Below are 13286 nucleotides of genomic sequence, written 5' to 3'. Positions count from 1 at the left end.
CTACTTCGCCTGCGCGATGTCCGTGTCGATCTGCTTGGCGGTGCTTTCCAGAGCCGCCTTCAGATCCTTGGCCTTGCCGCTCTCGTAGTCGTATCCGAGCTGCTGGATCGTCACCAGATAGGTGCCGCCGTTGATGGACGCGGGAGTCGTCGTCGAGTTCGGGTTCGACGCGATGTCCAGGAACGTCTTGAAGCGCGGGTCGTACGTGAGCTTCGGCGACTTCAGCGCCGCGAGCGTCGACGGCACATTGTGGATGTCGTTGGCGAAGCCGACCACCGCGTCCGTGTTCGTGGTCATGTATTTGACCAGTTCCCAGGCCGCGTTCTGCTTCTTGCTGGTGGAGGCGATGCCCGCGATGGTGCCGGTGATGTAGCCCTTGCCGTACTGGTCGGCCTGGTCGTCGGGTACGGGCAGCGGGGCGACACCGATCTCGAAGTCCGGCTTGGCCTCCTCGGCCATGCCGAGCCGCCACTCACCGTCCAGCTGCATGGCGACCTGACCGGTGTGGAAGGGGTGCTTGGGGCCCCATTCGTCACCCAGCTTGGAGCGGTACGTCTCCAGCTTCTTGTAACCGCCGAGTTCGTCGACGAGCTTCTTCTGGAGGGTGAAACCGGCCGTGAAAGCGGGGTCCTTGGCGATGTTCGACTTGCCGCTGCTGTCGAAGTACGTCGGCGAGAACTGACCGAAGTAGTGCTCGGTCGTCGACTCCCAGCCGTGGTAGTTCGGCATGAAGCCGAGCTGAGAGTAGGAGTCGCCCTTGGTGATGGTGAGCTTCTTGGCGTCCTTCTCGAATGCGGACCAGGTCTTCGGGGGGCTGGTGATTCCGGCCTTCTTGAACGCGGTCTTGTTGTAGTAGAGCCCGTACGCGTCACCGAGCAGCGGCACCGTGCAGCGGTTGCCGTCGAACTGGGTGTACTCGTTCATCGCCTTCGGGAAGGTCGTCTCCGGGTCGATGCCCGCCTTCTTGAAGAAGGGGTTCAGATCGACGAAGGCGCCGGAGGAGCAGAACTTGCCCACGTTGTTGGTGGTGAAGGAGGAGACCACATCGGGGGCCTTGTCACCGCCCGCGCGCAGCGCCTGGTTGATCTTGTCGTCCGTCATGTTGCCGACGATGTTCACGTGGATGTTGGGGTGTGCCTTCTCGAAGCCCGCGACCAGGGACTTCACGGCCTTGACCTCGTTGGGCGCGCTCCACGCGTGCCAGAAGTTGATCGTCTGGTCCTTGGACGCGTCGTCGCTCGCGCCGGAGTCGGACTGGCCGGTACAGGCGGTGGCGAGGAGGGCTATCGAGGCGGAAGCGGCGAGCGCGGTGACCGCTTTCCGGGATATTCCGGGCATGACGGGGTCTCCCTAGGGCAGGGCGGGGGCGGTGAAGGTGGTGAGCGTGCGGAGAACGGACTAGCGGGAGGTGTCGAAGACCTCGTCGCGGGTGGCTGCCAGGGCGCTTTCCAACGCGCCGCGCAGCACGGGGTGTTCGTGTACGTCGCCGACGACGAGGCGCGGCCGGGATGCGGCCAGCTCCTCCAACTCGGCCTGGACCAGGGCGCGCAGTGGTTCGCCGCCCGCGGTGAGCGATGCGCCGCTGAGCACGACGAGCTCGGGGTCGAGCACGGAGACCAGCGAGGCGAGACCCGTGGCGAGGCCGGTCGCGTAGGTCTCCAGGAGCCGTCGGTGCGGCCCCTCGTCGATGGCGACGGCCCGCTCGACAAGGGCCGCGGCGACCTCGGCGTACGGACCCGTCGGTACGTCCTCGATGCCGAGCTCGCGGGCCAGCTTGGGCAGGGCCTGCGAACCGGCCAGCTCCTGGTAGCCGCCGCTGTTGGCCTTGGTGACCTGCCGCACCAGGGGCGCGCCCGGTACCGGCAGGAAGCCGACCTCGCCTGCGCCGCCGGTCCAGCCGCGGTGCAGCCGTCCGCCGAGGACGAGCGCGGCGCCGAGCCCGCCCTCGTTCCACAGGAGTACGAAGTCCTCGTGGCCCTGGGCGGCACCGAGCCGCTGCTCGGCGATGGCGACGAGGTTGACGTCGTTCTCGTACTCGACGGGCATCGGCAGCGCGGCCGCGAGCTCGTCGAGCAGGCTGGGGGCGTGCCAGCCGGGCAGGTGTGAGGCGTAGCGCAGCCGACCGGTGTTCGGGTCGAAGGCGCCAGGGGTGCCGATGACGAGGCGTCGGACGTCGTCCCTGGCAAGCCCGGCCGCCTTCACCGCGCCGTCGAGGGCGTCGGTGACCTGGCGTACGACGGGCTGCGCGGGGCGCCGGCCGGGGGTGAGCAGCTCGTACTCGCCGACGGTCCGGCCGGTGACGTCCGCGACGGCGGCGAGGATGCGTTCGGGGGTGACGTCCAGGCCGGCCGCGTAGGCGGCGCCCGGATTGACCACGTACAACTGGGCGCTGGGGCCCGGGCGGCCCTCACTGGTGCCGGTGGCGACGACGAGGCCCGCCGCCTCCAGACGGGCGAGGAGCTGCGAGGCGGTGGGCTTGGACAGCCCGGTGAGCTTCCCGATCCTGGTCCGCGACAGCGGTCCGTGCGCGAGAAGCAGATCGAGGGCGGCGCGGTCGTTCATGGCGCGCAGGACGCGCGGAGTGCCCGGCGTACCGGCGGATCCTGCCATGTGGTCGACACCTGCCTTTCAACTGCCCACCTTCCCAGTGACCTGGGAGGAAAGTCCATCCGGTGATCACTGTTAGGAAAGTTTCCTATTGGGTGGAAGGAACGTAAGCCCGGGGCGAAGGAGGCGTCAAGAGAAACCGCCCCCGCGGCAACAGACTCGTTACCTGCGGGGGCGGTGCGGGGGCGGTGCGGGGGCGTGAGTCTCGCGGGGGCGGCCCTCGCGGTCCTGTCGCTGCGTGGGCGGGCCCGCGGGGCCGGCGTGCCACTCTCCGCCGAGGCGCTGGACGAGCACCAGAGGCATGTGCTGCGCGCGATGCCCCTCTCCGAGGGGTGGCAGGAGCGGGTCCGTGACCAACTGACGGCGTGCGAGCGGGCGTTCCTCGTCGCCGAGAAGGGCCGCGAGGAGATCCACTTCCGGTGGCGGCCCGGACGTGGCGACCGGTCCGTCTGGGGATCGATGGCCTTCGACGCGACCTCGGGCGACGTCCGCCTCGATGTCCGCGACAGGGAAGGTCTCCTGGGAGTGGCGGGCCTGGGGAAGGGGTCCGCCTTCGCCCGCGGTGTGCCGGATAGCCCGGACCGCGGGGCTGTCCCGGCGGACGGGCTGGCGCCGTGCGTTCAGCGGACGGGCTGACATCGTGCGTTCAGCGGACGGGGTGACGCCGTGCGTTCACTCGAACGGGCGTGCTGAAGCGTTACGGCCGCCGGAGTCCCGTACGGACGAGGGAGGCGGCGCCCGGAACCCCGGGCGCCGCCTCCCTCGTATCAACCGTGTGCGCTACTTGGGAACGCCCGACGGCGTCGGTGCCGGTGTGATCGGGGTGGCCGCCGCGGCCTGCGGGGACGCCGGGTTCGCGTGGGCCGACGGGGCCGCTACGGTCTCCGTCGGGTCCGGGGCCGGGTCCTCCTCCGGTTCCGTCACGGGGCCGCCCACGATGCGGATGTTCGCGGCGTCGAAGGCGCGCTTGATGCGCCAGCGCAGCTCGCGTTCCACGGACAGGGCCTTGCCGGGCATCGTCTTGGCCGAGACGCGGACGACCATGGAGTCGAGTAGGACGCTGTCGAGGCCGAGGACCTCGACCGGGCCCCAGAGGCGCTCGTTCCAGGGCTCGTCCTTGCTCATGTTCTCGGCGACCTCGTTCAGGACGGACTGGACGCGGTCCAGGTCCTCACCGGCTCGGACGGTGACGTCGACGCCGGCCGTGGCCCAGCCCTGGGAGAGGTTGCCGATGCGCTTGACCTCGCCGTTTCGGACGTACCAGATCTCGCCGTTGTCGCCGCGCAGCTTGGTCACGCGCAGACCCACCTCGATGACCTCGCCGGCGGCGACGCCCGCGTCGATCGTGTCGCCGACGCCGTACTGGTCCTCCAGGATCATGAAGACGCCGGAGAGGAAGTCGGTGACCAGGTTGCGCGCGCCGAAACCGATCGCGACACCGGCCACACCCGCGGAGGCCAGCAACGGGGCCAGGTTGATCTCGAACGTGCCGAGGATCATCAGCGCGGCCGTGCCCATGATCAGGAAGGACGCCACCGAGCGGAGCACGGAGCCGATCGCCTGGGAGCGCTGACGGCGCCGCTCGACGTTCACCAAGAGGCCGCCGAGGGCCGTGCCGTCGACCGCCTGGACCGTACGGTTCATGCGTTCTATCAGCTTGGTGATCGCCCGCCGGACGGCCACTCTGAGTACCGCCGCGATCACCAGGATCAGCAGGACACGCAAGCCGATCGCCAGCCACGTGGACCAGTTCTGCTGGACCCAGCTCGCGGCGTTGGTCGCACTTTCCTGGGCGTCCTGAAGCGTGGCGACCGTCGGGTCCGTCGACGTCGAGGGGGACGGCGACGGCGTCGAACCGACGGCCAATAGGACGGGCAGGGACACGGCAGCAACCTCCAGGCGTAGCGGTCTGCCCGCGGCAGGGGACACACGAGGGGCACCGGTCGGGCAGACCCACCACACTAACGGGGCATCGTGTGTGGATCGTTGCGATGTTCGAGGGAGAGACTGTGCTCACTTGGGGATGAAGAAGATGTGGTCGAAAACACTCCCGGCCCGTTACCGGGACATGGTGGCGCTTCCACCAGGCATTCGGGGACACTGGCCACAGATCGTCCCGGCGCGAGCCACGCGCCGCCGGCGTACAAGGAGGCATCCGTGCCGCATGTCCTGGTCCTCAACGCGTCGTACGAGCCGCTCGGCGTCGTACCGCTCCGCCGCGCGCTCGTCCTCGTCCTCGAGAACAAGGCCATCTGCCTCGAGGAATCCGGCGCCTTTATGCATAGTGCAACCGTTACTGTCCCCGCACCCAGCGTGGTCCGGCTGAAGAGGTTCGTGCGGGTCCCTTACCGGGGGCCCGTTCCGCTGACCAGGCGAGCTCTGTTCGCCCGCGACGGCGGCCGGTGCATGTACTGCGGTGGCGTCGCAACCAGCGTCGACCACGTCATCCCGCGCTCCCGCGGAGGTCAGCACGCCTGGGAAAACGTGGTGGCGTCCTGCCGCCGCTGCAACCACACCAAGGCCGACCGCCACCTGGTCGAGATCGGCTGGCGCCTGCGCCACAAACCCGCCCCGCCGACGGGGCTCGCATGGCGCATCATCGGAACCGGGCATAGGGACCCGCGCTGGCTGCCATATCTGCAGCCGTACGGCGCGGATGACGCGATGGCCCGGATCGACGGCATTTCCGCCTGACGATCCGGGCTTTTGCGTACCCGCCGCGGCTTTGACCCGTGCGACCCCGCGTCAGGCGCGGGGTCCTTCGGGGCGGGCGCCGCGCGCTGCGCAGAGTGCCGTGCCGAGTACGAACAGTGTGAGGCCGACTGCCCAGGCGCCACGCTGTGGACCCGGTTGCATGGGCCAGGCCAGGATTGTCGCCTTACTCACACGGGGCGAGGCGGCCGACAGGTACACGGCGCTGAGGTACAGCGTCGTCGGCATCCAGCTCACCCTGGCGCCGAGCAGCACCGCCGCGGCCGCCGTGATGCCCACGGCCCCCAGCGTGTTGCGGACCATCGCCGCCCCGCCGAACTCCTGGGAGTGCCCCGGCACGGCGAGGGCCAGCAGTGCCGCAGCGAGCGCGGTCAGGACCAGCAGGTGGGCCAGGCGCCGCGGCCACCAGCGGCGTACGGCGGTGTCGTCCAGGTCACGCGCGTATGTGTGGAGGCTCACGCCGATCGCCGACGAGGCCAGCAGCGGGGCGAGCGAGACCAAGGGCACCCTGCGGTACGGGTCGAGGTACACGTCCGGACGGCTCGCCACCCACAGGGTGAGGAGCGCGGCGCAGACCAGGGCCGCCACGGTCGCCGGGATGCCGCGGGAGCGGGCGTAGAGGGCGAGGGGGGTGAGCCCGGGTCCGGGTGCCGCGTTCACAGTGACTCTCCGTATGACATTCACAGGGACGGGACCTCGCTCGGGTTCGGGTCGCACTCCCCGGCTGTCGCGAAGTAGCGGCCGAGCCAGGAGCGGCGTTCGCCGTCGGCCATGGCGGTGAGGTGCGCGTATGCCGTGTCCTGCGCACGGAACCTCGCGAGTTCCTCCGCGTCGCCCCGCTGCCGGGCCTGCGCCACGGATTGCTCGCGCATCCCCTCGGACACCGAGTCCGGGGCCAGCCAGCGCAGTACGGCCTCGTCGGTGACCTGGACCCGCTGGGACGGCAGCTTCCCGCAGTCGGAGCGGACCAGAGTGTGGGCGGCCTCCCACGCGTACCGCTCCGGATCGGTCACCTTGCCGCGGACGGCGCTCCAGCCGAACGGCCTGAGTATCGGCAGCTGTACCTCGTCCTGGTGTGGGGATCTCCCGAGGTCCTCGTAGCGGACCGGTAGGTTCTGCACGCCCTTCAGACGGCCGGTGAGACCGGACAGCGCGTGGGTGACCTCCGGCAGCAGACCCGGATAGGTGGCGTTGACGCAGACGCGCGGGGTGGTCGAGTCGTCGCACACCTGCCGGTGGGCGAGCGGGTTGTCGCGCAGCAGGCCGTCACCCGTCTGGACCAGCAGGACGGCAGCGCCGAGCGCGGCCACGAGCGGCAGCAGCGCGGTGGCACGACGGTACGCGGTATGGGCCAGGACCGCGGCGGCGGCGAGCCCGGCTGTCCACAGGGCCGACACGAGCGGATACCACCAGACGACGAGGTTTTCGTCACCGAAGGGGTGGACCGAGGCGAGGGTGAGGTAGTGGAGGTCGGACCGCCCGCTGCCGACGATGCCGAGGACGACGTATCCGCAGATCGCGAGCACGGGAGCGGTCAGCCGGAAGGGCGCCCCCCGCCCGGCCGCATGGCCGAGGACCGTGCAGGCGGCGAGCGAGAGGGCGGTCCCGGCGTGGACGATCGGCACCGGGCCGCCCGCCGAGGCGTACGGCGCGCAGGCGAGCAGCGCTCCTGCGACCGCCACCAGGTAGGCCGTCGCCAGCCAGCAGGCGAGTGGCAGGGAGGCCGTCAGGAATTGGACGAGAGGCGTACGAGCGGTCGAGGCGCGCAGCTCCGTCATCCGCAGCCTGCGCTCCCGGCCGCCCTGCCAGGCGCCCGCAGCGAGCGCGAAGGGAGCGCCGATCATGCCGGCCGCGGTGCTCAGCGTTCCGGTCGTCGCGCCCCAGCTGCCCTGCCACTGAGCTGATTTGGCGGCGATGGGCCACGCGAGAGCGAGGAGCAGTCCCGCGCCTGCCCAGGGGGCGAAGCCACGCAGCGATTCGACGCGGAGGGGGTGAGGAGCTGAGCGGGGGCGCGGCTTTGGGGCAGGCGGAGCCGAGGGGCGTGTGGTCTGCTCACGGCTTGCGCCGGTCTGGGCCCGCACGTCTGCCGGGTGGCCTCCATGGGGCTGCTGGTCTGTCGGGCGGCTGCCGTTCGACTCGGTCCGCCGGCTCGTACGACTGCCTCCGTCCGCCCGCGCGTGCGTGCCGGCCGGACTGTCGCCGTCCGGCTGGATGCGTATGTTCATCGGCCGGCTCCCGCCGCTGTCGCCGTGCGGTGGCCGCGCAAGGCCGCCGTGTAACCGCGCTCGATGGCGTTGCCGTCGGAGTCGTGACCGTCCGCGCCGAGGGCGGCAAGCGAGTGGGGCGTGCCGCGGTAGGCGACCTGACCGGCCTCGATCAGGGTCACCTCCGTGCAGGCCGCGGCCACGTCCTCCACCAGGTGGGTGGAGACGAGCACGGTGGCGGTCCTGCCCAACTCCCGCAGCAGCGCGCGGAACTCGACGCGCTGTTCCGGGTCGAGGCCCGCGGTGGGCTCGTCGAGGAGCAGGACGCGAGGGTCGTTCACGATGGCCTGGGCGATGCCGACGCGGCGGATCATGCCGCCGGACAGGGTCTTGACCTTCGCGTCGATACGCTCGGCGAGCCCGACCCGGGCAACGGCCCGCTCGACCGCGGCAGAGGCGGTCGCGGCCGGCAGCTCCTTCAGCCACGCCACATAGGCGACGAACTCCCGCACCGTGAAGCCCGGGTAGTACCCGAAGTCCTGCGGCAGATAGCCGAGTTCGCGGCGGACCGCGCTGCGCTCCCGGTGGCTCCGGAGGCCGCTGCCGAGCATCTCCACCCGGCCCGCGGTGGGCTCAGCGACCGTCGCGAGGACGCGGATGAGCGAGGTCTTGCCGGCGCCGTTGGGGCCGAGCAGACCGTGGACGCCGGGGCCGAAGTCCAGGTCGACGGCGTCCAGGGCGGTGGTCCTGCGGTGCCGGACGGTCAGCCCGGAGACCCGTATGGCGGTGGTCCACAGTCCGTCACCGCCGTCCTTGGCCGTGGCTGTCCCGGGACCGTCAACGTCGCCCATGGCGGACATGCCGGTCGTACCAGGGATGTTCACATCGTCTCCAGACGGTCGTATGCGCTGCGGCGCGCGGCGAGGAGGAGGGCGCAGAGCGCGGCCGCTGCCGCCCAGCCCCCCTGAGGTGAGGCGCCGGTGAAGTAGAGGGAGAGCTGCTGCGTGAGACGGGCCGTCAGGCCGGGGCCGGTGGCGGTGAGGACGGGGGCCGCGAGCGCGAGCAGCCAGCCTCCGCCGACCACCGCCGTCGCGGTACGGCAGCCCACGTACCCGTACAGCACGAGCGAGGCCAGCGTGAGGGCCAGCCCGGGCAGCAGCCAGGTGGCCGCCGCCGGTGCCGCGGGCAGGCGCGAGCCGGAGGGCGGGAGCAGCAGCCCCGCCACCGTCAGCAACGGCAGACTCACCGCCAGCACGGCGGCCGTCCGCATCAGCAGGAGGCGCAGCCCACCGGAGGGAGTGGCCGTGACGATCTCGTGCAGTGGATCGGCGTGCCGCCCGTACGAGAGAGCGACCCCCGCCACGGGCACGACCGGCGCGACGGCCAGCAGCAACGGCCTCGCGCCCGCCCACCCGCCCCCGTACGCGAGTGCGACCGCCCCCACGGCCACCAGCACCACGGCCCCGGCCCAGGCCCCGCGCAAGGCGGGCCCGGCGGCCCAGACGATCCGCCCGAGCCGCCCCCGGACGGCTCGAGCGCCCCTCGGCACCGCCGGCGCGGAGGCGGAAGCCGAGATCTGGGCCGTCGCGGGGGCCGGGGCGCGCGCGGTGGTCGGGGCGCGCGCGGTGGTCGGTGCCGGTTCGCGTACCGCGTTCAGGACCGCGTCCCGCACTTCCGCCAGCATCACCCCAGCCGCTCCCGCACGGGCCGCGTGTGAGACCCGTGCGGCGCATGGCCCGCAGCTCTCCAGGTGCTTCTCCAGGGACCAGGCGTCCGTCTCCGGAAGAGAGCCGTCCGCATAGCGGGTGACGAGGTCGTCGGGGGCGTGCCAGCCGGTCATGCCGGGCCTCCCAGCGGGGACGGGTCCAGGGATGGATTCAGGTAGGGACCCGGGGACGGGTTCAGATGGGCGAGGGCCGCGCGGAGTTCGGCGCGGGCGCGCATGGCGCGGCTCTTGACGGTGCCTTCGGGGATACCGAGGAGCCGGGCGGTCTCGCGCGTGGTCAGACCGTCGACGACCGTGGCTCGCAGTACCTCGCGCAGTTCGGGGGAGATGCGGTCCAGGGCCGTGCCCACGTCGCCGTACTCGAGCCCCGCCAGCACGCGCTCCTCGGCGGAGGGCGCGGGCACCGGGGCCGCGTACTCCACGCGCGTCGCCCGCTCCTGCACCCGCCGCGCGTCCACCAGACGCCGTGCGGCGATGGTCCACAGCCAGCCGCCGGCCTCGGCGCCCCGATGCGCGCCGGCCGACCGCCACACGGTCACGAAGGTGTCCTGCAACACCTCGCGCACCACCTCGGGATCGGCACACCGCCGAGTCAGCCGCGTGTGCAGCCACCCGGCGTGCCGGTCGTACAGCGCGGCCATCGCCGCCGAGTCCCCGTCCGCCACGGCCCGCAGCAGCGCCGCGTCCGTGTCGTCCTCCCGGTGGCCCCCCATGGGGCGGAACAGTCTCACACCCCGTCTATCGACCCCGTGGTGGCCGTCGGTTCACTCCGCCACCGCGTACGCCTCCACCGACCACAGCGAGTACCCGTAGTCCGTCGCCCTCTTGACCCCCTGGACACGCACGTACCGGACGTCGCGCTCGTCGAAGCGGACGGACTCGCGACCGCCCCGGCCGTCCCGCACGGTCGCCGCCGTGCGCCAGACGCGGCCGTCTGCGGAGACCTGGACGCGGTACGAAGAGGGGTACGCGTCCTGCCAGCGCAGGACGACCTGGCCGAGCCGGGCCGGCTCGGCCAGCCGCACCTGCCACCAGGCGCCGTCCTCGACGGGCGAGGACCAGCGCGTCCCCGGATCACCGTCGTTCGCCGCGGACGCCGGAAAGTCGGGGGTCTCGTCGCCGGACGAGGACGCGACACCGGTGCGGGCCAGATCGGGGCCCGTCGTGCGCGGGAAGGCGCGGACCGTCAGCGTGCGGGTCTGAGGGCCGAGGGCGACGGTGACCTCGTACGTTCCCGACGGCGTCCCCGGTGGGACGGTGACCTCGACGGGGAGGTCGACGGAGGTTCCGCGGGGGAGGGTCGAGGCACTCCCGGGGACCTTGACCTCGATGCCCTTCGGCGCCCGCGCCGTCAGTGCGCCGCGGACATCGGCGGGGCGCAGCGAGGTCAGCCGGGCCGTCAGCCGTTGCGTGCCGCCGATCTCCACGTCGGTCGTGGAGCGGTTCAACTCCAGCGCGGCGGCGGGGGAGTCGGCGAACCACGGCACGAGATGGCGTACGCGGGAGGGCGCGGGACCGGTGACGCGGAGCGCGTCCGCGTACACGCCCGCCGCCGTGACCTGCGTCGCGCCCCCGCTCGAGAGGGGGCCGAGGGTCCGCCAGCCCTCGCCCGGGACATGGGCGTCGACGGAGCCCTTCGTGCCGGGGTCGGTGAGGACGCTGACCGCAGTCACGGCACGGGTGCGCGGGAAGCGGACGGTGCGGCCGTCCGCCGTCGCGCCGCGGTCCGCGGCCGGCTCGTGGTCGAGGCCCGCCCAGGTCTCGTACGCCGTCCGGGCCTTGGCCAGGAACGGGTCCAGTACCCCCTTGCCGACCGTCACCCCGCTCGCCGCGAGCTCGGTGCGCAGCCGGTCGAGAGTGCGGTACGCCGTCCAGGCTGTGGTGGCGTCCCCGCTCGCCTGGGCGCGCAGCATGGCGACCGCGGTTTCGCCGGCCTCGCCGTAGCGCGCCAACTGCTCGGTCCAGGGGGCCACTTCGGTCGCCAGCGAGCCGTCGGCCAGCCGCTTCGGGGTCTCGCGCATCACCGTGAACGCGGCGCGCAGCCGCTCGGCCGCCGTCTCGTTCGCGGCCCGGTCGGTGGTCGTACGGGCCTGCCAGAACGCCTCCATGAGCGGGCGCAGATAGGCCGACTCCGTGCCGCCGAGGACGGACGAGGCGTCGTTGCCGGCCAAAGCGCGCAGCGCGTCCCCGCGGCGTGCGTCGCCGTCCGCGAGGTCGTCTATCGCGGCCTTCCAGGACTCCTGGGGGCGGTAGTCCCGCGGGTTCCAGGCGTAGTCGGCGGCGGTGAACAGCGGGATGCGGGAGGCTTCGGCCTGGGGCATCGCATTCGCCAGCAGGGCCGCCGAACCCGTCGCGACCGCCGGCTCGCGCCCCTGGTACGGGCCGAGGAACATCCGGTCCTGCGCATAGTCGTTGACCGGATAGTTGTCCATGGTGACGAGCGGGTGCCACCCGAACGCGTCCCGGGTGCGGGCCAGTTCGCGTCCCGTGATCGTCCTCGGCACGACGCCGACGCCCGTCCACGCGACCTCGACGCCCTCGTCCAGGGCGTTCGACAGCTCCTGACGGTAGGTCGTCGAGCCGTCCTCGTAGTACTCGGTAGGCATCAGGGACAGTGCGACGGCGTCCGGGTGGCGTTCGGCGAGATGCCGGGCCACCGCGTTCGCCACCCGGGCCTGCGCCTTCGCGGCCGCCTCGGAGCCGGAGCCGAACGTGTCGGCGTCCGCGCCGCAGTGCCACTCGCTGTAGCTGACGTCCTGGAACTGGAGCTGGAAGGCCCGGAAGCCGAGCGCCCACATGGCGTCGAGCTTGCGCGTCAGCGCCCTCACGTCCGCGTCCGAGGAGAAACACATCGCCTGACCCGGGGCCACCGCCCAGGTCAGGGTGACGTGGTTGCGGCGCGCCCGGTCCGCCAGCTCCCGGAAGTCCGCGCGCTGGTCGGCGGGGTAGGGCTCACGCCAGCGTGCCTGGCGGTAGAGGTCGTCACCAGGGGCGTACACATAGCGGTTCTGCTTGGTGCGGCCCATGAAGTCCAGTTGGGTGAGGCGCTGTTCGCGGGTCCACGGGGTGCCGTAGAAGCCCTCCGTGGTGCCGCGCACCGCGGTGCCGGGCCAGTCGCGGACGACGACGCCCGCGACCCTGCCGTCGGTGCCGACGAGCTGCCGCAGCGTCTGCACCGCGTGGAACAGGCCGTCCTCGCCGACTCCCGCGAGGGCGACGGTGTCACGGCCGCCGGCGCGGCCGACGGCCAAGCGGTAGCCACCGGTGGGGAGGTCGGTGCGGGGCGTGGCGCCGAGCGCCGTGAGCGCCCGCTCCAAGTCGCTGGAGGCGGCGCGCGGACCGACGGCGTGCGCCCCATCAGTGGTCGCGCTCCCGGCGTGCCCCCCGAAGGAGTACGCCCCTTGGGTGCCCTGTTGACTCGAGTACCCCGTCTCCGTGCCCGCGCGCACCACCAGCGCACGCGCGGGGAGCTCGTCCACCTCGCGCGCGGTCGTGATCTCGCGCGCACCTGCTTGGCGAAGCAGCGTGCGCAGCACGTCGACGGCGTACGGATCGGTCCTCGCGTCGGTCACCAGGACGACCTCGTCCGTGACCGCGACCGGAGTGCCGCCCGCGCGCAGGGACTGCGGGCGCGGCCAGACCGCGGGCAGTCCGCCCTCGGCGGGCTCGCGGTCGTCCGCGGAGGCCGTGGGTGCGGGCGGTGCGGCGACGGCGGCGGAAGCCGCACCCAGAGCGCCGGCAACGACGGCGAACGCGACCGCGGCCGCTCCTCTCCCACGCCGGAGCTGCACGCTCCCCCTCCTCGTAGCCAGGCTCCCCGACGGCCGCGTCGGGGAGGCATCGAGCCCACCATCCGCGTGGTGAGGGTGTCAACGAGAGTGGCCGAAGTGCCCTGTTTACCCCAATCCGGAGGTGTGACATGGGGGCAGAATGTGACCAGAAGCACGTTGTTCGTTCACCTACGTCTGCGATCGCGCCCGCTGGGTAGGGCTGCGGTATCCCGTCAGACAGGTCCAAGACCGCCAGACTCGACAAGG

At 72.1% G+C, this 13286-nt stretch carries 11 protein-coding genes; 2 read left to right on the top strand and 9 right to left on the bottom strand.

The window, feature by feature from the left end; translation table 11 throughout:
• On the bottom strand, window positions 1–1338 hold the full coding sequence (locus ACIBK0_RS02760; protein ID WP_399074802.1) for an ABC transporter substrate-binding protein: 1338 nt from the start codon (window positions 1336–1338) through the stop codon (window positions 1–3).
• Window positions 1339–1398: 60 nt separating this feature from the next.
• The gene (locus tag ACIBK0_RS02755; protein WP_399074800.1) at window positions 1399–2610 is read right to left on the bottom strand and encodes an ROK family transcriptional regulator; all 1212 of its coding nucleotides are present in this window, start codon (window positions 2608–2610) and stop codon (window positions 1399–1401) included.
• A gap of 195 nt (window positions 2611–2805) precedes the next feature.
• Between ACIBK0_RS02755 and ACIBK0_RS02750 the strand changes: the two genes are divergently transcribed.
• On the top strand, window positions 2806–3243 hold the full coding sequence (locus ACIBK0_RS02750; RefSeq protein ID WP_399074798.1) for a hypothetical protein: 438 nt from the start codon (window positions 2806–2808) through the stop codon (window positions 3241–3243).
• A gap of 144 nt (window positions 3244–3387) precedes the next feature.
• Here ACIBK0_RS02750 and ACIBK0_RS02745 read toward each other — a convergent pair whose 3' ends face one another.
• The gene (locus tag ACIBK0_RS02745; RefSeq protein ID WP_399074796.1) at window positions 3388–4491 is read right to left on the bottom strand and encodes a mechanosensitive ion channel family protein; all 1104 of its coding nucleotides are present in this window, start codon (window positions 4489–4491) and stop codon (window positions 3388–3390) included.
• Window positions 4492–4764: 273 nt separating this feature from the next.
• Here ACIBK0_RS02745 and ACIBK0_RS02740 point away from each other — a divergent pair, with 273 nt between their 5' ends.
• A complete protein-coding gene (locus ACIBK0_RS02740; RefSeq protein WP_327428786.1) occupies window positions 4765–5301 on the top strand; it encodes an HNH endonuclease in 537 nt (178 codons plus the stop codon).
• 51 nt (window positions 5302–5352) lie between these two features.
• On the opposite strand, the gene ACIBK0_RS02735 is transcribed toward ACIBK0_RS02740, so the two are convergent.
• From ACIBK0_RS02735 to ACIBK0_RS02710, 6 genes are read right to left on the bottom strand one after another with little or no spacing between them, the layout of a single operon-like run.
• On the bottom strand, window positions 5353–5979 hold the full coding sequence (locus tag ACIBK0_RS02735; RefSeq protein WP_399074794.1) for a hypothetical protein: 627 nt from the start codon (window positions 5977–5979) through the stop codon (window positions 5353–5355).
• A gap of 20 nt (window positions 5980–5999) precedes the next feature.
• Entirely contained in the window at window positions 6000–7544 is a 1545-nt protein-coding gene (locus ACIBK0_RS02730) for a hypothetical protein (RefSeq protein ID WP_399074792.1), read from the bottom strand.
• The gene (locus tag ACIBK0_RS02725) at window positions 7541–8407 is read right to left on the bottom strand and encodes an ABC transporter ATP-binding protein (RefSeq protein ID WP_399074790.1); all 867 of its coding nucleotides are present in this window, start codon (window positions 8405–8407) and stop codon (window positions 7541–7543) included. Before ACIBK0_RS02725 ends, ACIBK0_RS02730 begins: the two co-directional genes overlap by 4 nt.
• The gene (locus ACIBK0_RS02720) at window positions 8404–9363 is read right to left on the bottom strand and encodes a zf-HC2 domain-containing protein (RefSeq protein ID WP_399074788.1); all 960 of its coding nucleotides are present in this window, start codon (window positions 9361–9363) and stop codon (window positions 8404–8406) included. Before ACIBK0_RS02720 ends, ACIBK0_RS02725 begins: the two co-directional genes overlap by 4 nt.
• Window positions 9360–9962, bottom strand: a complete 603-nt coding sequence (locus ACIBK0_RS02715; protein WP_399074786.1) for an RNA polymerase sigma factor — start codon at window positions 9960–9962, stop codon at window positions 9360–9362. The genes ACIBK0_RS02720 and ACIBK0_RS02715 overlap by 4 nt, the downstream gene beginning before the upstream one ends.
• Before the next feature lie 51 nt (window positions 9963–10013).
• On the bottom strand, window positions 10014–13040 hold the full coding sequence (locus ACIBK0_RS02710) for a beta-N-acetylglucosaminidase domain-containing protein (protein ID WP_399074784.1): 3027 nt from the start codon (window positions 13038–13040) through the stop codon (window positions 10014–10016).
• Window positions 13041–13286 lie beyond the last annotated feature (246 nt).

It is taken from the genome of Streptomyces sp. NPDC050564, assembly GCF_044457265.1.
In the GTDB taxonomy this organism is placed as follows: Bacteria; Actinomycetota; Actinomycetes; order Streptomycetales; family Streptomycetaceae; genus Streptomyces.
The sequence above is the reverse complement of the archived record's forward strand: the minus strand, read 5'-3'. Positions and strand labels throughout refer to the sequence as shown.

What these genes read in the sequence shown, in the direction of transcription:
- ACIBK0_RS02760 (WP_399074802.1), bottom strand. Translation starts at nt 1,338, where the DNA reads ATGCCCGGAATATCCCGGAAAGCGGTCACCGCGCTCGCCGCTTCCGCC.
- ACIBK0_RS02755 (WP_399074800.1), bottom strand. Translation starts at nt 2,610, where the DNA reads ATGGCAGGATCCGCCGGTACGCCGGGCACTCCGCGCGTCCTGCGCGCC.
- ACIBK0_RS02730 (WP_399074792.1), bottom strand. Translation starts at nt 7,544, where the DNA reads ATGAACATACGCATCCAGCCGGACGGCGACAGTCCGGCCGGCACGCAC.
- ACIBK0_RS02720 (WP_399074788.1), bottom strand. Translation starts at nt 9,363, where the DNA reads ATGACCGGCTGGCACGCCCCCGACGACCTCGTCACCCGCTATGCGGAC.
- ACIBK0_RS02715 (WP_399074786.1), bottom strand. Translation starts at nt 9,962, where the DNA reads ATGGGGGGCCACCGGGAGGACGACACGGACGCGGCGCTGCTGCGGGCC.